At 66.4% G+C, this 17,012-nt stretch carries 18 protein-coding genes; 1 reads left to right on the forward strand and 17 read right to left on the reverse strand.

Going from position 1 to position 17,012, the window contains the following annotated elements:
* Positions 1 to 7: 7 nt before the first annotated feature.
* Genes K9U37_RS01085 through nifV form a run of 17 tightly spaced genes read right to left on the reverse strand, consistent with a single transcriptional unit; the run spans position 8 to position 16,216 of the window.
* Positions 8 to 1,030, reverse strand: coding sequence for a 2-oxoacid:ferredoxin oxidoreductase subunit beta (locus K9U37_RS01085; RefSeq protein WP_243070144.1), 1,023 nt, complete (start codon positions 1,028 to 1,030; stop codon positions 8 to 10).
* A 13-nt stretch (positions 1,031 to 1,043) separates the two neighbouring features.
* Positions 1,044 to 2,921 carry a 2-oxoacid:acceptor oxidoreductase subunit alpha gene (locus tag K9U37_RS01090; protein ID WP_243070145.1) on the reverse strand — a complete coding sequence of 626 codons (1,878 nt, stop codon included), beginning with the start codon at positions 2,919 to 2,921 and terminating at the stop codon, positions 1,044 to 1,046.
* Positions 2,918 to 4,066 carry a cysteine desulfurase family protein gene (locus K9U37_RS01095; protein WP_243070146.1) on the reverse strand — a complete coding sequence of 383 codons (1,149 nt, stop codon included), beginning with the start codon at positions 4,064 to 4,066 and terminating at the stop codon, positions 2,918 to 2,920. The genes K9U37_RS01090 and K9U37_RS01095 overlap by 4 nt, the downstream gene beginning before the upstream one ends.
* Positions 4,063 to 4,806, reverse strand: a complete 744-nt coding sequence (locus K9U37_RS01100) for a HesA/MoeB/ThiF family protein (RefSeq protein ID WP_243070147.1) — start codon at positions 4,804 to 4,806, stop codon at positions 4,063 to 4,065. The genes K9U37_RS01095 and K9U37_RS01100 overlap by 4 nt, the downstream gene beginning before the upstream one ends.
* On the reverse strand, positions 4,800 to 5,384 hold the full coding sequence (locus K9U37_RS20705) for an iron-sulfur cluster assembly accessory protein (RefSeq protein WP_243070148.1): 585 nt from the start codon (positions 5,382 to 5,384) through the stop codon (positions 4,800 to 4,802). The genes K9U37_RS01100 and K9U37_RS20705 overlap by 7 nt, the downstream gene beginning before the upstream one ends.
* The gene (gene nifB / locus K9U37_RS01110; protein ID WP_243070149.1) at positions 5,381 to 6,850 is read right to left on the reverse strand and encodes a nitrogenase cofactor biosynthesis protein NifB; all 1,470 of its coding nucleotides are present in this window, start codon (positions 6,848 to 6,850) and stop codon (positions 5,381 to 5,383) included. The genes K9U37_RS20705 and nifB overlap by 4 nt, the downstream gene beginning before the upstream one ends.
* A 1-nt stretch (position 6,851) precedes the next feature.
* Positions 6,852 to 7,103 (reverse strand): nitrogen fixation protein NifZ, encoded by a 252-nt coding sequence (locus K9U37_RS01115; RefSeq protein WP_243070150.1) that lies wholly within the window; start codon positions 7,101 to 7,103, stop codon positions 6,852 to 6,854.
* Positions 7,100 to 7,450: a nitrogenase-stabilizing/protective protein NifW gene (gene nifW, locus K9U37_RS01120; RefSeq protein ID WP_243070151.1), complete on the reverse strand. Its 351-nt coding sequence runs from the start codon at positions 7,448 to 7,450 to the stop codon at positions 7,100 to 7,102. Before nifW ends, K9U37_RS01115 begins: the two co-directional genes overlap by 4 nt.
* Positions 7,447 to 7,656 carry a CCE_0567 family metalloprotein gene (locus K9U37_RS19925; protein ID WP_243070152.1) on the reverse strand — a complete coding sequence of 70 codons (210 nt, stop codon included), beginning with the start codon at positions 7,654 to 7,656 and terminating at the stop codon, positions 7,447 to 7,449. Before K9U37_RS19925 ends, nifW begins: the two co-directional genes overlap by 4 nt.
* Complete coding sequence (locus K9U37_RS01130; protein WP_243070153.1) at positions 7,643 to 8,077, reverse strand: NifX-associated nitrogen fixation protein; 435 nt, start codon at positions 8,075 to 8,077, stop codon at positions 7,643 to 7,645. The genes K9U37_RS19925 and K9U37_RS01130 overlap by 14 nt, the downstream gene beginning before the upstream one ends.
* A complete protein-coding gene (gene nifX, locus K9U37_RS01135; protein WP_243070154.1) occupies positions 8,074 to 8,481 on the reverse strand; it encodes a nitrogen fixation protein NifX in 408 nt (135 codons plus the stop codon). Before nifX ends, K9U37_RS01130 begins: the two co-directional genes overlap by 4 nt.
* Positions 8,475 to 9,842, reverse strand: a complete 1,368-nt coding sequence (gene nifN, locus K9U37_RS01140; protein WP_243070155.1) for a nitrogenase iron-molybdenum cofactor biosynthesis protein NifN — start codon at positions 9,840 to 9,842, stop codon at positions 8,475 to 8,477. The genes nifX and nifN overlap by 7 nt, the downstream gene beginning before the upstream one ends.
* Complete coding sequence (nifE, locus tag K9U37_RS01145; protein WP_243070156.1) at positions 9,842 to 11,233, reverse strand: nitrogenase iron-molybdenum cofactor biosynthesis protein NifE; 1,392 nt, start codon at positions 11,231 to 11,233, stop codon at positions 9,842 to 9,844. Before nifE ends, nifN begins: the two co-directional genes overlap by 1 nt.
* Before the next feature lie 3 nt (positions 11,234 to 11,236).
* Positions 11,237 to 12,751: a nitrogenase molybdenum-iron protein subunit beta gene (gene nifK, locus K9U37_RS01150; RefSeq protein WP_243070157.1), complete on the reverse strand. Its 1,515-nt coding sequence runs from the start codon at positions 12,749 to 12,751 to the stop codon at positions 11,237 to 11,239.
* The gene (gene nifD, locus K9U37_RS01155) at positions 12,748 to 14,199 is read right to left on the reverse strand and encodes a nitrogenase molybdenum-iron protein alpha chain (RefSeq protein WP_243070158.1); all 1,452 of its coding nucleotides are present in this window, start codon (positions 14,197 to 14,199) and stop codon (positions 12,748 to 12,750) included. The genes nifK and nifD overlap by 4 nt, the downstream gene beginning before the upstream one ends.
* Entirely contained in the window at positions 14,196 to 15,062 is an 867-nt protein-coding gene (gene nifH, locus K9U37_RS01160) for a nitrogenase iron protein (RefSeq protein ID WP_243070159.1), read from the reverse strand. Before nifH ends, nifD begins: the two co-directional genes overlap by 4 nt.
* Positions 15,063 to 15,094: 32 nt before the next feature.
* Positions 15,095 to 16,216, reverse strand: a complete 1,122-nt coding sequence (nifV, locus tag K9U37_RS01165) for a homocitrate synthase (RefSeq protein WP_243070160.1) — start codon at positions 16,214 to 16,216, stop codon at positions 15,095 to 15,097.
* 338 nt (positions 16,217 to 16,554) lie between these two features.
* Between nifV and K9U37_RS01170 the strand changes: the two genes are divergently transcribed.
* Positions 16,555 to 17,010, forward strand: coding sequence for a hypothetical protein (locus K9U37_RS01170; protein WP_243070161.1), 456 nt, complete (start codon positions 16,555 to 16,557; stop codon positions 17,008 to 17,010).
* Positions 17,011 to 17,012 lie beyond the last annotated feature (2 nt).

The following is a 17,012-nucleotide window of genomic DNA, read 5'->3' on the forward strand; positions in this document are numbered from 1 at the left end:
ACCTTCCTTACTTCACGGTCCAGGTGTCATGGCCCAGCAGCAGCTGCTGGAGGTCGGCCGTTCGGCGGTCGCGCGCCTCGGCGAGCTGGGCGCGGAACCGGCGGTCGTAGGTCGGTCGGGACACGGCGCGGAACACTCCGATCGGGGTGTGCCGCAGGTCGTGCTCGGCGAGCCGGGACAGCGCGAAGGCGTGCGCCGGGTTGCTCGCACCGACGTCGTGCACGACGACGTCGGGCTCGTCGGCGTCGCCGATATACAGCTCGCCGGAGTCGGGGTCGCGCACGACCGCCGAACGGCCGTCGGCTCCGAACACGATCGGCTGCCCGTGCTGCAGCGGGATCAGCCAGTCCCGCCGGCTGGTCGGATCCTTCAGCGCCTGATAGGCACCGTCGTTGAAGACCGGGCAGTTCTGGTAGATCTCGACCAGCGCCGTGCCGTCGTGCGCGGCGGCGGCTTCCAGCGTGGCGGTCAAGTGCTTGCGGTCGCTGTCGATGGTGCGCGCCACGAACGAGGCCTCCGCGCCCAGCGCCAACGACACCGGGTTGAACGGGTCGTCGAGCGATCCGTCGGGCGTCGACTTGGTGACCTTGCGGAACTCCGATGTCGGCGAGTACTGGCCCTTGGTTAGCCCGTAGATCCGGTTGTTGAACATCAGGATCTTCAGGTTCACGTTGCGGCGCAGCGCATGGATCAGATGATTGCCGCCGATGGACAGCGCGTCGCCATCACCGGTGACCACCCACACTGACAGGTCGGGGCGGTTGACACTGATCCCGGTGGCGATGGCGGGTGCCCGTCCGTGGATCGAGTGGATCCCGTAGGTGTCGACGTAGTAGGGGAACCGCGACGAACAGCCGATCCCGGAGACCATCACGATGTTCTCCGACGGTATCCGCAGACCGCTGAGGAAGCTCTGTGCCGCGGCGAGGATCAGGTGGTCGCCACATCCGGGACACCACCGGACCTCCTGCGCGGTGCGGAAGGATGCGGGTGGAATAGGCTCGGACAGTTCGGGAATCGTTGCGGTCATGGTTGTGTAGTTCCTAACACTGCGTAGTTCCTAACATCAGGTTGACGAAGGCCCTTTCGAGCTCTGCAGCCCGGAACGGCACCCCGCGCATCTGGTTGTAACCGACGGTGTCGATCAGGCAGTTGGACCGGATCATCGACGCCAGTTGGCCGAGGTTCAGCTCCGGCACCAGCACCGTCTCGTAGTTCGACAGCACGGACTCCAGGTCGGCCGGCAGCGGGTTGAGATACCGCAGGTGCGCCTGCGCGATCGCCATGCCGCGGCGGCGGATGCGTCGGCACGCCTCGCCGACCGGCCCGTAGGTCGAGCCCCAGCTGACGACGATCGTTTTGGCGCCCTCGCCCGGCGGACCGCTCGGGTCGTCGACGCGCACCGGCGGAGTCGGGATCCAGTCGATCTTGTCGTGGCGGGTACGCACCATGCGGTCGTGGTTGTCGGGGTCGTAGGAGATCGCCCCGGTCCTGGCGTCTTTCTCCAGACCTCCGATGCGATGTTGCAGTCCCGGTGTCCCGGGCAGGGCGAGCGGTCGGGCCAGGGTGACCGGGTCCCGGGCGTAGGGCAGGAACACCCCAGCCCCGTTGTTGTCGACACTGTTCGGCGCCGTGGCGAATTCGATGGACAGATCGGGCAGGTCTTCGACGGCGGGCACGCGCCACGGTTCGGAGCCGTTGGCGATGTAGGCGTCGGACAGCAGTACGACCGGAGTCCGGTACTCGAGTGCGATGCGGCAGGCCTCGACGGCGGTGTCGAAGCAGTCCGCGGGTGAACGCGCGGCCAGCACGGGCAGCGGCGACTCGCCGTGCCTGCCGTAGACGGCCTGGAACAGGTCGGCCTGCTCGGTCTTGGTCGGCAGCCCGGTGGACGGCCCGCCGCGCTGCACATTGACCACCACCAGCGGCAGTTCCAGCATCACCGCGAGGCCCAGGGCTTCCGACTTCAGCGCCATGCCGGGGCCGGAGGTCACGGTGGCCGCAAGCAGACCCGCATAGCTGGCACCGATGGCCGCCCCCGCGGCCGCGATCTCGTCCTCAGCCTGAAATGTCCGCACGCCCAGGGATTTCAGCTTCGACAGCTCATGCAGGATCTCGCTGGCCGGGGTGATGGGATAGGAGCCGAGGAACAGGTCGAGGCCTGCGCGCTGGGCACCAGCCACCAGGCCGTACGCGGTGGCCAGGTTACCGTGCACATTGCGGTAGGTGCCCGCCGGCAGTGCGGCGGGGGCCACCTCGTAACTGACCGCGAACGCCTCCGTCGTTTCCCCGAACGCCCAACCGGTCCGCAGGGCAGTGATGTTGGCATCCCGGATACCGGGCTTGTCGCCGAATCGTTTGCCCAGGAACGCGACCGTCGGCTCCAGTGGCCGGTCGTAGAGCCAGGACACCAGCCCGAGAGCGAACATGTTCTTCACCCGCCGGGAGTCCTTGCGGGACAGGCCGAATTCGGCGACCGCCGCGGTGGCCAGGCCGGTGATGTCCACGGCCTGCACGGTGTACGCCTCCAGCGACCCGTCGCTGAGCGGATTATCCTCGTAGCCAACCCATTCCAGTGCGTCTTCGGTGAAGCCGTGGACGTCGACGATCAGCACACCGCCCGGGCGCAGGTCGGCGATGTTGGCTTTCAACGCGGCCGGATTCATCGCCACGAGCACGTCAGGGTGGTCACCCGGCGTGAGGATGTCGTGGCTGGCGAAGTGCACCTGGAAGCTCGACACCCCAGCGACGGTTCCGGCGGGGGCCCGGATCTCGGCGGGGAAGTCCGGCAGCGTCGACAGGTCGTTGCCCAGGATGGCGGACGCCGCCGCGAAGCGATCACCCACCAGCTGCATTCCGTCACCGGAGTCGCCGGCGAACCGGATCACCACACGGTCCAATGGCAGTCGCGCGGTCGTCATGGCCGACCCTCCCTTTCCATGCTGCGCACCCGGCGCGCCGCATCGGCGATGCGGTCGGCGGCCAAGCGGATATCGTCCTCGGTGGTCGGACGGCCCAGGCTGAAGCGCAGGCTCTCCAGGGCCGCGTCGGGGCTGAGCCCCATGGCCAGCAACACGTGTGACGGCTCGGTGTCGCCCGACGCGCACGCCGAACCCGCAGACACCAGCACATCGGGTGCGGCGTCCTGTACGGCTTCGGCCGGCGCACCGGGGAACCACAGGTTGACGGTGTTGGGCAGCCGGGGAGCGCCCTGCCCGTTCAGCCGGGCGCCGACCCTGCGTTCGAGAAGGGTCTGCAGCAACGTCGTCAGGCGGGTGTGCCGTGCCGCCGAGCTGTCCATCTCCTCGGCCGCTATCCGTGAGGCGGCGCCGAATCCGGCGATCCCGGCGGTGTTGAGGGTTCCGCCGCGCAGGCCCCGTTCGGCCGAACCGGGGAACAGTGGCTGCAGTCGTGTTCGCAGGCCTCGGGCGGTCGCGACGGCGCCCACCCCCTTCGGGCCGTAGAGCTTGTGCGCCGACCACACGGCGAGGTCGACGGGCAACTGCGCGATGTCGACCGGGATACGGCCCACGGCCTGGGTGATGTCGCTGAACAGCAATGCCCCCGCGCGGTGGGCGATCTCGCCGATTGCCCCGAGATCGTTGATCACCCCGGTTTCGTTGTTGGCCGCCGCCACCGCGACCAGCGCGACATCGGGGCCGATGAGCCAGTCCAGGTAGTCGAGGTCCAGCGTTCCGTCCGGCAGGACGTGGATGACGTCGGCCTTGCCTGATGCATCGGCGGCGGACAGCACCGCACGGTGTTCGGTGGAGGCGACCAGGATCCGGCGTCGCTCCGGCGGGGCCGAGGCCAGCGCACCGTGGATCGCGAACATCGCCGATTCGGTTGCGCCGCTAGTGAACACGATGTCGCGGCGGTCGGCGCCTACGAGTGCGGCGACGTCCCGGCGCGCCGACTCGATCCGCCGGGCCACCTCGCACCCGGCCGCGTGCTTGCTGGCGGGATTGGCGAAACTGTCGGTGAGCATCGGCAGCATCGCGTCGAGAACCCGCGGGTCGACGGGCGTGGTCGCGTTGTAGTCGAGGTAGATATCGCCGGGAGTCATTGCGGGCCTCCACAATCCGGGCAGTGCGGGTCGAGCCGGGTGGGCAGGGTGCGGAAGTCCATGTCCCACAGGTCGAAATGAGTCAACCGGCTGGCGGTGGACTCACCGAAGCGCGCCACCACCTTCACCGCCTCCATCGCTGCCAGACACCCGGCCGTGCCGGCGACCGCCCCGAGCACCGGGAAGCCCAGCGGCTGCCAGGCGGGATCGCCTTCGGGGAACACACAGCGCAGGCATGGTGATCCCGCCTCGATGGTCAGCACGTACCCTTCGGTCGCGTTCATCGCCGCGACCACCCGAGGCACACCGGCCAGTGCGCACATCCGGTTCAGCAGGTAGCGCTCCGGGAAGTTATGTCGCGCGTCGACGACGATGTCGCAGTCCGCAACCAGGCCGGGCAGCCTCGGATCATCCACGTCCCAGGGATACGCCTCGACCTCGACGTCGGGGTAGTGGATACCCAAAGTCCTTGCTGCGCAGTCCACCCGGGGAGCGCCGAGCCACGTCGGCACCATCAGCGTCTGACGGTTGAGGTCGGGTTCCTCGAGCATCCCCGGATGAACCAGGATCAGCCTGCCGATGCCGGCGGCGGCCAGGTAGGTCGCGGTGGCCCCGCCCACCCCGCCGATCCCGGCGATCAGGGCGGTCGCGGCGCCCAGCCGGTGCTGCTGGTCGAGGCCGAAACCCGGAATGGACAGCTGGCGGTCGAATCGTTCGGTCAGCGACGTTGTGGTCAGCATGGTGCCAGTGCCACCTTGCGAACCTCGGGAACGGCTTCACGAAGCCGTCTTTCGATCACACCGGTCAGCGTGCCGGTCGCCATCGAGCAGCCGTTGCAGGCTCCGGTCAACTCCACCGAGACCACCCCGTCGACGACGGCGACCACCGTCACGTCGCCACCGTCGTTCTGCAGGAACGGCCGAATCTCGGCCATGGCCTCCTCCACCCGGGAGCGCAGCGCCACATCGGCGGCGTCCTGCTCGGCAGCGGCCGTGGCGGAGAACGAGTTCCCGCACCCGCAGGCGTCCACCGCGTTCGGGTTGGCGAAGGTGAAGCCCGACGATGTCAGGGACTCGACGTAGTCGATGCGGATACCGGTCAGCAGTGGTGCCATCACCTCGGAGATGTAGACGTCGAACCCGTTCAGGTTCACCACGACGTCGCCCGGATCCGGTTTCGGTTCCAGTGCAAGGCTGTATTCGTATCCGGCGCAACCGCCCGGGGTCACCCCGATGCGAAGGCCGAATCCCGCGGAGTCCGAGCCGTTTTCGACCAGCGCGAGGACCTTCCTGGTGGCCTTGTCAGTGAAGTTGATCATGGCACCGACACCTCCGAGATCAGCCTGGCGCCAGCGGCGGCGACAGCCTGTTCGATCATGTCGTAGGCCTCGATGGCCTCGATCCCGGCAGCCTCGAGTGCGTCGCGCGGCTCGGGGCCGATCTTGCTGCACAGCACCGCCTGGCAGTCCGAGAGCATCCGAATGGTCTTGTCCAGTACCGATTCATCTTCGCCGCATTCGGACGGTCCGGTGCAGAACCGTTCGACGCTGCGGGTCTGCACCAGCTTGGCCCAGCCCGGAGCGGCCTCGTAGATCCAGAACTCGTCGGCATGCCCGAAGTGCTGGTTGACCACCCCGCTGCCCTTCGTGGCCACCGCGACCAGCACGACCCTGTCGGGCCGACTGCCTTCGGTCTCGATCTTGAGGGCCTCCCGGGTGGATCGGACCTCCTCACGCCAGCGTTCGATCTCGGCGTGCACCTTCTGGCGGCCTTCCATGTCGTAGGTGACCTCCCCGCCGGCGTAGGTCTCCGGGCCGAACTCGTCGCTGCGGTCCTCGCCGAGCAGGCCCACGGCGTCGGCGCGGCACTGCCGGCAGTGGCGCATCATGTTCATCTCGGCGCCGTCGTCGTCGGCGCAACGGTCCTGTAGCGCCTTGAGTTCCTGTGGGCTGGGCCCACGCTGGCCGGCGAGCCCGAAGACCGTGCCATGCTCGGGCGCGGACACCAGCGGCATCACGTTGTGCAGGAACGCTCCCATGGACTTGACCGTCCGGGACACCTCGACGAGGTGGTCGTCGTTGACGCCGGGGATCATCACCGAGTTGATCTTGGCCAGGATCTTGCGTTCGGTCAGCGCGGCCAGCCCTTCGAGCTGACGTTCGGACAGCAGCTTCGAAGCGTCGCGCCCGGTGTAGCGCTTGCCCCGGTAGGCCACCCACGGGTAGATCTGTTCGCCCACTTCGGGATCGACCATGTTGATGGTGATGGTGACGTGGTCGACGTTGAGGTCGGCGATGCGGTCCACGAAGTCGGGCAGCCGCAGGCCGTTGGTGGACAGGCACAGTTTGATGTCCGGGCAGTCCTTGGCCACCTGCTCGAGAGTGCGGAAGGTCTCTCTGGGGTTGGCTAGCGGGTCACCAGGTCCGGCGATGCCCAGCACACTCATCTGCTTGATCTCGCTGGCCACGTGTTTGACCTTCGCGACGGCGTCCTCGGGGGACAGCAGCGTGCTGGTGACGCCTGGCCGGCTTTCGTTGGCGCAGTCGTATTTCCGGTTGCAGTAGTTGCACTGGATGTTGCAGGCGGGTGCGACGGCCACGTGCATGCGGGCGTAGTACTGGTGGGCCTCGGCGCTGTAGCAGGGATGGTTGGCGATCTTCTCCTTGAGCTCCGGGTCGTCGACCGGGCCGCTGGCACCACAACTGGTCTTGCTCTTACACCCGCTGCTCGACGCCGGCTTGTTGGCGTGATCCGGCGTGATGACCGTCAAAGGAATGGGATTCATATCAGTCCGCTCCACTCGAAACAGTTGCGGTTGGTACGAGTTCGCGCTCCATGCAGCCGACGATCCGGCCGTTCTCGAACGCAACCGCGTAGATGATGTGCTCCTGCAGGTACACGCCCACATTGAGAACTTCGCCGTTGCAGCCCTCGGGTACCAGCACCTGTCCGATCTCGATACCGAGTTCGGGGTAGGTGCCGTCGTTGCGCAGGTCTTTGGTCGCGGTGACCAGGTCACCGACGTCGTAGGCATTCACTTGCGGCCCTCCGTTGTCCGCACGGTGACCTCGCCGATCGGCACGAACGCCCGCGGGGCGTGATCCTGAAGCACCTTGAATACGCGGTGCTCCAGTGCGGTGCCGGTGGTGAACGCCTGATACGCGGCGACCAAGGCGTCGCGATAGTCGGCCAGGATCTGTTCGGTGGGTTCGGGGGCGCTGCGGTGCGCGTGCAGATCGGCCAGCTGGCGGGCGAAGTGCTTGAGGATGTGCAGCCGGTTGACGTTCACCACCGCCGGGTCGTAGCTCAGGCCGAAGAATGCGAAGTAGTCCTCGGCGGTCTCGCACTGGCGGAATGCGGCGAGACCGTCGGTCGCGGTGGTCATGTCGTCGCTCCCTGGGCCAGTTCGCGTTCCAGCCCGGCGATCGCCGAGTAGGTGTCGAAGGTCCGGGCCGCAACGGCCGGGAGGCGTTCCCAGTCGATGGGCAGATCCTCGGCAAGGTCGTGCAGATCCAGCTTCAGCTGCATCGCCGAGTACTTGAGTTTCTTCAGCTCCGCGCGGATCTCCTCGGCGCGTTCAGGATTCGTCACCGGCGGCCTCCTTGAACCGGTCGATGGCTTCGATGCCGGCCGCGACCAACTGATCACCCCGGGCGGCAAGCTTTTCCGGCGAGGCGAAGCCGAACCGCTGCGCGTCGCGCAGCACGTCGGACACCACCACGAGGCGCCCGGCGAACACGATCACCCGGCCGAATCCCTCGTGGCTCAGATCGAGTACCACGGTGGTGTAGCGTCCGGTGGCCCGTTCGATGCCGGCCGCAACCGCCTGATAGAACGACCGCAGCCGCGCCTCAGTGGCCGCATCGACGTCGCAGTTGACCGCGATCTCGTTCTTGTTCTCACGGGATACGAGGAAAGGCCGCAGCATGTGCTCGTCGGCGAGCCGGTCGAGCTGACCGTAGGTATCTCCGGCTCGCTGCTGGTCGATCAGGTCCTGCAGAAAGTTGCTCACGACGCTCCTGTCGGGGTCCAGGCGGGCACGGGGTCGGTGCTGTGCTGCCGCAGTATCTTTCGCAGCCAAGGCGGCGGGTTACCGCTCAGCACTGCCTGCAGCCGGGTGATCATCTCGTCGACCGCCGTGCCTGGCGGCACCTTCACCGGGTGAATGCGGGCGTTGACGACCTTCGCGGCCGCCGAGCCGCCGATATCGCAGACGTTGAGGATCGCGCAGTCGGCCACGCATGCCAGTCGGCTGGCGATCTTGCTCTGCTCGTCGTCCGGCGCGGCGTCGAGCTCGCGGGTTTCGAACAGTCGCGCGTCGTCGGCGCTCACCTCGTAAACGTCGAACCGTTGGCACCAGCCGAAATGCTGGTCGACGGCGTGGCCGTCGCTGGTGGCGAACGCGATCTTCAGCACAGTGTCTCCTCGATGGCGTGGGACGGGGTCTCCGATGAGCCGGCATGGGTGCGGGGGGTGGCGTGCTCGTGGTGGTCCAGTAGGCAGTTGGCGGCGTCGGTGAGCAGTTGCAGGCTGCCGCGATAGCCGGCGGTGGCCCGAAGCTGTGCGCCAAGGCGGTCGTAGACCGGGAACCCGATCGCCAGATGCGCCGCTCCGATCCGTTCGGCCAGCGCTCTGGCATGGCTGGAGGCCAGCACGAGTTCGGCTCCGGCGTCGGCCGCACGTTCTTCGAGGTCGTTGAGATCCCCGACGACGACCTCGTCGCACGGCATTCGGTCCAGCCCTGCCGCGTGCGTCGGGGACACGGCGGTGACGATCTCGGCGCCGACATCGTGGAGCAGCGATGCCACCCCGCAGAGCAGGTCGGGCTCCCCTGCCACCGCCACCCGCGCGCCCCCGAGCACGAAGTGGGTATCGAGCAGGCCGTCGGCCAACCGAGACCGCCACCGTCGCACCCGCGCCGGCACCGGCACATCGGCCTGCTCGAGCAGATACCGCACGAACGTATCCGTGGCCTGCAGGCCGCACAGGTGCGCGAAACCCGTCACGTCGGCACCGGTGCGGGAGCCAAGCGCGATGCCGGCCGCAGCGGCGGTGTGGCCGATCGTGGCGACCCGGCGACAACCGCCGAGAGCTTCGAGCCGGGTCCTCGGCGTACCACCGGTGGTGATCGGTGACCATTGGTCGAGGTGACCGTCGAGGGATCCGGACAAGTCCGGAACCAGGATCGGGTCCAAGCCGAATTCCAGGACAAGATCGGCGATCTCGTCGATGTCGCCAGCAGAGACCGCGGCCCCGACCAGTACGGCCGGACCGCAGGCGGCCGCGGTCTCTGCGAGCGGCACCGCACCGATCAGTGCCTCCAGCGCCGCCGCGTAGCCGTCGGACAGGCCACCCCGAAAATCCGGGGTCGACACTCCCACGATCAACGGTCCGCCTTCTTCCGAGGCCGCCAAGCTGGCTATATAGGAACGCAATTCGCCGGCCACGTCCTCACCGCTGACTTCGGTCAGGCCGGTGGTCAGCAGCCCGATGATCTGCGGACGCTGCTTGCCGCGAATCGCATCCAACGTCGCCACCATCGAGTCGCCGGCCCCCAGCACCGCGGTGACCTCGGTGACCGCGGTTGTCTGCAGCGGAACGGGTTCACGAAAGTGCCTGGTGAGCAATGCCTTTGCAAAGGATGCGCAACCCTGCGAGCCGTGCATGATGGGCATCGCCCCGGCCAGGCCGAGGAAGACCAGTGCGCCGCCGAGCGGCTGGGAGTGTTTGAGCGGGTCGATCGCGGCCCGCTTGCCACCGGTAACCACGTGCGCCATCACGACACCTCCGCTGCTTCTGACGGCGCTGGTGCGCGGTCCCACGGCGCAGGGGCTCGCACCTGTTCCCACACCGGGCTGGATATCGCCATATGTACCCGCCGGGCCAGCTCGATGACCCCGGCGTAGCCGGCGTAGGGGATGTGGCGCTCCTGGTTGATGTCCAGAAACGGCACCTTGCCCTTCAGTGCGGTGTACTGGTTCCGGCCGCCGGCGATGAGGATGTCAGCGCCGGTCTCGCGCACCACCTTGAGCAGTTCGGCCGGGTTGCCTTCGGTGATGATGCGCCCTTCCGCTCCGATCAGCTGGTGGATCTTGTCGACGTCGTCCTCGGTGCTCTTGGTCGAGCCGGAGGCGACCACTTGCACCCCGACGTCCTGGAGCGCCGAGACCACTGACCAGCTCTTGTTGCCACCGGTGTAGAGCACCGCCTTGGCGCCCGCCAATCGGCGGCGATAGGGCTCCAGCGCCACCGCGGCCTGGGCTTCCTCGACCGCGATGAGTCCTTCGGCACGCGTGATCAGCTCACCGTCTCCGCGGTCGAGCAATCGGGCGAAGGAGTGCAGCGCCTCGCCCATGGACCGCACACCGTAGAAGCTGCCCTCGAACCACGGGATGCCGTAGCGCTCGTCCAGTCCGCGGGCCAGCCCCAGCAGCGCCTTGGAGCAGACCACCATCGTCGCTTTGGCGCGATGCGCGGTGGCCACCTCGCGGTAGCGCACGTCGCCGCTGATGCAGGCCAACACCCGGATGCCCATTCGCGACAGCACCGGCTCGACGTCCCACAGCTCACCGGCGATGTTGTACTCGCCGACCAGGTTGACGTCGAATTCGGTTGTGTAGGTCGGTTCTTCGGTACCGATCACATGTTTCAGCAGTGCCTCGCCGGCCAGCCGGTTGCCGAGGTTCTTGCTGCCGGCAAAACCGGGGGAGTGCACCGGGATCACCGGGGTGCCGTGCGCGGCCGCGGCCGCGGCGCACACGGCATCCAGGTCGTCGCCGATGGTGGCGGTCACACACGTTTCGTAGACGAACACGGCGGGCGGGGCGAACCTGTCGACGACATCGGCGATCGTGTCGTAGAGCTTCTGCTCGCCGCCGAACACCACATCGTTCTCGACGATGTCGCTGGTGAAGCCGCGCCGGTAGAGCAGCGGCCCCGAGGACAGGCTGCCCCGCCCGTCCCATGAGTTGCCGGCGCAAGCGATCGGCCCGTGCACCACGTGCGCGGCGTCGACGATCGGAACGAGAGTGATCATCGCCCCGTCGAACGCGCACCCGCCGGACGCGCCGCCCGGCTTGGGTTTCGGGCAGCCGGCCTTCTTCTGCTTCGCGGTCTTACCGCGATTGTGATCGCAGGCCGGTTCGTCGAAAACGCTTGCGTCGACCATGGTTCACCGCACCACGTCGAAGCTGTGGTCGGGCGCGGTGCGGTCGAGTTCGTCGAGCACCGTGTTCACCAGCTGGGTCAGCAGGTGCAGGCCGCCGGCGTACCCGAGGATCGGGAAGCGGTGCAGGTGGTGGCGGTCGAAGATCGGGAAGCCGACCCGCACCAGCGGCACCTGCGCCTCGCGGGACAGGTACTTCAGGTACGAATTGCCGACCAGCAGATCGACCGGCTCGGTGAACACCAACGAGCGCAGGTGCCACAGATCCTTGCCCGGCCACACCGTGGCGGAGTGCCCGAACGGGCTGGCGTCCAGCACCGCTTCGGCGCTGGCCTTGAACGCCGCGTCGCCGTTGGTGGACACCACATGCACCGGTTCCATGCCCAGTTCCAGTAGGAACCCGAGCAGGCCGACCACCAGGTCGGGGTCACCTGCGATGGCGAACCGCTTGCCGTGCAGGTAGGCATGCGAGTCGGTGAGCGCGTCGACCAGCCGGCCCCGCTCGGCGGTGATCTCCGCGGGCACCGAAACACCTGCCAGCCGGGTGATCTCGGAGATGAACCGGTCGGTGTTGGCAACTCCGATCGGTGGAGTGAGCACCTCGGTATCGTGCTTCCAGGACTGGCGGACCAGTTCGTGGGTCTTGCGGGTGGCCGTCTCCTGAAGGAACACTGTCGCTTTCGCGTTGATGGCGTCGGCCGCCTCGGCCAGTGCCGTCCCGCCCGGGTACATCTCATACTCGCCGTCGGCCGGCGAATCCAGGGTGCCGCTGTGGTCACCGAGGATGGTGTGGTCGACCCCGAGCACCGTCAGCAGCCGGTCGATATCGCGCAGGTTGCCGGTGTAGGTCTCGAACCCGGGAACGATGTTGATCTTGCCGTTGGGCTCACCGCGGTGGTCCTTGGTGGTGTAATCGAGGATCGCCCGCAGCATGTTGTCGTACCCGGTGAGGTGCGAGCCGACGAAGCTCGGCGTGTGCGCGAACGGCACCGGAAAGTCCTCGGGCACCGACCCTTTCTCGCGTGCCTCCTGGATGAAGGCATTGAGGTCATCGCCGATGACCTCGGCCATGCAGGTGGTGCTGACCGCAACCATGTCGGGCTTGTAGAGAGCGGTCGCATTGTCGAGCGCCTCGACGATGTTGTTCAGCCCGCCGAACACCGCGGCGTCCTCAGTCATCGACGACGAGACTGTCGACACCGGTTCCTTGAAGTGCCGGGCGAAGTGGCTGCGGAAGTAGGCGACGCAGCCCTGTGACCCATGTACCAGTGGAAGCGTTCCGGCGAAGCCCAGCCCGGCCAGCACCGCACCGAGTGGCTGGCAGGCCTTGGCCGGGTTGACCGTCAGTGCCTCCCTGGCGAAGTTCTTCTCCCGGTACTCGGCCGTCCGAGTCCAGGCCTTGACCCGCTCGACTTCCGCTGAGCCGCAACCCTGCTCGAACTCACGCTTGCGTTCGAATTGCTGCTGATACTCCTCGGCCTCGAACAGGTCGTTGTGGTCGGGGATCGGTGTGATCGTCACTGCTGGACCTCCCAGGGAGCCTGGAAGAGATTCCAGGTAGGGCTGTTGATGGCGATGTCCATGTCCCGAGCGAAGACCGCGAAACCTTCGACCCCGTGGTAAGGGCCGGAGTAGTCCCACGAGTGCATCTGGCGGAACGGGACACCCATCTTGTGGAAGACGTACTTCTCCTTCACCCCGGCACCCATCAGGTCCGGCTTGAGCCGACGGGCGAACTCCTCGAGTTCGTAGGCGCTGGGGTCGTCGTAGATCACCGTGGCGGACTTCATCTCCGGGTAGGTGCGGGTGTAGTCGTCGGTGTGGCCGAACTCGTACCCGGTGCCGATGACCTCCATGCCGAGGTCCTCGTAGGCCCCGATGGTGTGCCGCGGCCGCAGGCCGCCGATCAGCAGCATCACTGTCTTGCCGGTGAGCCGGTCGGCGTAGCGTTCCTTGACCGCGTCGAAGGCGGGCTGATAGCGCGCGATCGCCGCCTCGGTCTTCTCCTTGATCGTGTCGTCGAAGTATTCGGCGATCTTGCGCATCGACTCGATGATCTTGGTCGGGCCGAAGAAGTTGTACTCCACCCATGGGGTGCCGTACTTCTCCTCGATGGTGCGGCAGATGTAGTTCATCGACCGGTAGCAGTGGATGACGTTGAGCTTGGCTAGGTGGGTGGTGGCCAGCTCGTTCATCGTGCCGTCCCCAGACCACTGGGCAATCACCCGAAGTCCCATGTCCTCCAATATCTTTCGTGACGCCCAGGCGTCACCACCGATGTTGTAGTCCCCGATCAGCGCGATGTCGTAGGGGGTCTGTTCGGTGGTGTCGCGGGTACCGAGCACCCAGTCACGGATGGAGTCGTTGGCGATGTGGTGGCCCAGTGACTGGCTCACCCCGCGGAAGCCCTCGCAGCGCACCGGTACCACCGGCACACCCAGCTCTTTCGTGGATTCCCGCGCCACCGCCTCGATATCGTCGCCGATCAACCCGATCGGGCACTCTGACTGAATGGAGATGCCCTTGGCCAGCGGGAACAGCTCGGCGATCTCCTTGTTGATCTGCGCCAGCTTCTTGTCACCACCGAACACCACGTCGCGTTCCTGGAAGTCGCTGGTGAACTGCATCGCCACGAAGTTATCGATGCCCAGCTCGCCGTGCGAGTAGTTGCGCCGGGTGGCCCAGGAGTACTGGCCGCAACCGACCGGGCCGTGGCTGATGTGCACGACGTCCTTGACCGGGCCCCACACCACACCCTTGGAGCCGGCGTAAGCACAACCCCGGACGGTCATCACACCCGGCCGAGACTTCATGTTGGACTTGACCGCGCACTCCTTGGATCCGTCGGGATCGTTCGGCTTGACGTGCTTGACCCGGTCTTTCTTGGCCTTGTCCGGATAGACCTCCAAGACCTCGGCGATCATCGCCTCGGTGGCCTCCCGGGTGGGTTCGGTTGCCGGGGCGCTCATTTCGAGGCCTGTCCGACCAGCGTCTCGTCCGCGCTGTCCATGATGCCGAAGTCGATGAGGAGTTCCTCGAGTTCGTCCATGGTGATCGGGGTCGGGATGGTCTTGCGGTCGTTCTCGTGGATCTTGCGGGCCAGCTCGCGGTATTCCTCGGCCTGCTGGGCCTCCGGCTGGTATTCGATGACCGTCATCCGGCGCAGCTCGGCGTGCTGAACGACGTTGTCGCGGGGGATGAAATGGATCATCTGGGTGTTGAGCCGGCGGGCCAGCTCGCCGACCAGCTCGGCCTCCAGGTCGGTGTTGCGGCTGTTGCAGATGATTCCGCCGAGCCGAACACCACCGGAGTGGGCGTACTTGAGGATGCCCTTGGCGATGTTGTTGGCCGCGTACATGGCCATCATCTCGCCGGAGGCGACGATGTAGATCTCCTGCGCCTTGCCCTGGCGGATCGGCATCGCGAAGCCGCCGCACACGACGTCACCGAGGACGTCGTAGCAGACGTAGTCGAGGTCCTCGTATGCCCCGTTTTCTTCCAGGAAGCCGATCGAGGTGATCACGCCACGACCGGCGCATCCGACTCCGGGTTCCGGTCCCCCGGACTCGACACAGCGGATGTTCCAGTCCTTGTTCGGACCGTCGATCAGAACATCCGACAGCTCGAGGTCCTCGACCGAGCCTGCCTCGGCCGCCAGCGCCAGAATCGACGTCTGCGCCTTGGAGTGCAGGATCAGCCGCGTCGAGTCGGCCTTGGGGTCGCAGCCGACGATCATGATCCGATGGCCCTGCTCGGCGAGGGCCGCCATGGTGTTCTGCTGGGTGGTGGACTTGCCGATGCCACCTTTTCCGTAAAAGGCGATCTGTCGCATGTGTTTCCCTGTCTCCTTAACTTGTCGGCCGTTTATGCCGTTTGGAATAGATCGCGGATCTCGGCGAACCGGAGTGGTCGCTTGTGCTCCGACGTCATAGCCCGGACGCGCTCGAGTAGCGCCTCCAGTTCCTCGCCATCGGCTGCGATGCCGTGGCGTGCCAGCGCGTAACGCAGCGACGCGCGCCCGCTGTGCTTGCCGACGAGCAGTCGGCGACGGGCCCCGACCTCCGCCGGGTCGAACGGTTCGTAGGTCGCTGCGTGCTTGAGGACCCCGTCGACGTGGATGCCCGACTCGTGGGTGAACACCGATCGGCCCACGACGGCCTTGCTGGCGGGAAGGGGCCGGCGGGCGGCACGGGCCACCAATAAGGCCAGGGCGCGAAATCGGGTGCTGTCCACGCCGGTATCCACCGCGTGGAGGTGTCGAAGGCCCATCACGACCTCTTCTAGCGGGGCGTTTCCGGCCCGCTCGCCCAGGCCGGCCACGGTGGTGCTCACCCAGCTGACGCCGGCGCGCACGGCGGCCAGGCTGTTGGCCGTGGCCAACCCGAAGTCGTCGTGGGCGTGGATCTCCCAGACCCCGGGCACGGCGCGGGTCAGCTGAGTGAGGCGGCCGTAGCCGTCGAAGGGCTCCATGACCCCGACGGTGTCGGCCCACCGCAGCCGCTCGACGCCCATTCCGGTCAGGTCGGCGGCCAATTCGGCCACGAAATGATCGTCGGCTCGCGAGGCGTCTTCGAATCCCACGCTGACCCGCAACCCGCGGTCGAGTGCGTCGGACACACAGTCCGCGATGTGGCGCGCCGCCCATTTTCGGTCGCGGCCGAGTTTCTGCTCCAAATGCAGGTCCGACACCGGAATTGTCAAATGAACCGAACGTATTGTGCATTTTTCTGCAGCGGCCACGTCCAGCCGGTTGGCCCGGCACCAGCCGACGACATCGGCGGCCAGTCCGGCCTGCGCGATCCGTTGAAGCGCTTCACGCTCAACGGTTCCCATCGCAGGGATGCCCGCCTCGATGACGTGCACACCACAGTCGTCGAGGGCGGAGGCAATCGCGAGTTTCTCGTCCGAGGTGAAAGAGACACCGGGGCCCTGTTCGCCGTCGCGCAATGTCGTGTCACAAATACGGACACGTCGGTCGACGTCCATTGCCCCATCCCCTTCCGTCGTTTCCGGTAATGCGTTCATGGCCTTTATTCGGGCCAATCGGACAACCAGAATGCTGCCGAAGAATTGTGTCAAACAGGGAAATTGGGGTAACGCAGAAGTTAACATGAAATTCGCGCATACCGAACTACAAATGACCCCCAAGAAAAACTCGAAGAAAAAGTACTTCATAGAAATATCCTTGTCCTGAACCCTGCTGGGACTGGGGGTATGATGGCGCACATCTTGGGTCGTTCCGGCCGACGGCAACGTGTTTGACCTCGTCACCGCACTGGAACTGCAGGCCATACCGCAGCGTCGCGGGCAGAAGGAGCAACGAAATGTCCTACAACGATGCCGAAAATGGCGTGCTAGACACGTCAAGCGAGAACGCGCCCGATAGCTGGGAAGAGTTGCGAGTCGCCGTCACCGAGCACTACGGCGTGTATCGACTCCCGATGGGGCACCTCCGCGAAATCGGCGGCTATGGACGGCTGGGTACCAATGTCCGGCAGGTACTTTCTGGCAAGCTCGCCAGCCTCGGACTCGGTCACCTGCCGGCAGAGCTGCCCGCGTATCAAGACAAGCAGGTGCTGCTATATCTGTACGGAACACCTGCGGCAGAGGTGATCTCGGCGGTGCGCAGCGAGGTCGTCGACGCCGCAGAAACCGCTCTGGTCCAACTCAACGCCTCCCGCGACATCGAGCGGGTGCGGGAGGCGTCGTTGAAGGCCGCCGAATTGTTGTCTGTCCTGTCCGACCGCTGCCAGGGATGCATCGGCCCACTCGACAGCTGAAT

The organism is Candidatus Mycolicibacterium alkanivorans (genome assembly GCF_022760805.1).
GTDB lineage: Bacteria > Actinomycetota > Actinomycetes > Mycobacteriales > Mycobacteriaceae > Mycobacterium > Mycobacterium alkanivorans.

Excerpts from the sequence above, each read along its gene's own strand:
- K9U37_RS01085 (WP_243070144.1), bottom strand. The coding sequence starts at position 1,030 with ATGACCGCAACGATTCCCGAACTGTCCGAGCCTATTCCACCCGCATCC.
- K9U37_RS01090 (WP_243070145.1), bottom strand. The coding sequence starts at position 2,921 with ATGACGACCGCGCGACTGCCATTGGACCGTGTGGTGATCCGGTTCGCC.
- K9U37_RS01095 (WP_243070146.1), bottom strand. The coding sequence starts at position 4,066 with ATGACTCCCGGCGATATCTACCTCGACTACAACGCGACCACGCCCGTC.
- K9U37_RS01100 (WP_243070147.1), bottom strand. The coding sequence starts at position 4,806 with ATGCTGACCACAACGTCGCTGACCGAACGATTCGACCGCCAGCTGTCC.
- K9U37_RS20705 (WP_243070148.1), bottom strand. The coding sequence starts at position 5,384 with ATGATCAACTTCACTGACAAGGCCACCAGGAAGGTCCTCGCGCTGGTC.
- nifB (WP_243070149.1), bottom strand. The coding sequence starts at position 6,850 with ATGAATCCCATTCCTTTGACGGTCATCACGCCGGATCACGCCAACAAG.
- nifW (WP_243070151.1), bottom strand. The coding sequence starts at position 7,450 with ATGACCACCGCGACCGACGGTCTCGCCGCATTCCGCCAGTGCGAGACC.
- nifN (WP_243070155.1), bottom strand. The coding sequence starts at position 9,842 with ATGGCGCACGTGGTTACCGGTGGCAAGCGGGCCGCGATCGACCCGCTC.
- nifE (WP_243070156.1), bottom strand. The coding sequence starts at position 11,233 with ATGGTCGACGCAAGCGTTTTCGACGAACCGGCCTGCGATCACAATCGC.
- nifD (WP_243070158.1), bottom strand. The coding sequence starts at position 14,199 with ATGAGCGCCCCGGCAACCGAACCCACCCGGGAGGCCACCGAGGCGATG.
- nifH (WP_243070159.1), bottom strand. The coding sequence starts at position 15,062 with ATGCGACAGATCGCCTTTTACGGAAAAGGTGGCATCGGCAAGTCCACC.
- nifV (WP_243070160.1), bottom strand. The coding sequence starts at position 16,216 with ATGGACGTCGACCGACGTGTCCGTATTTGTGACACGACATTGCGCGAC.
- K9U37_RS01170 (WP_243070161.1), top strand. The coding sequence starts at position 16,555 with ATGTCCTACAACGATGCCGAAAATGGCGTGCTAGACACGTCAAGCGAG.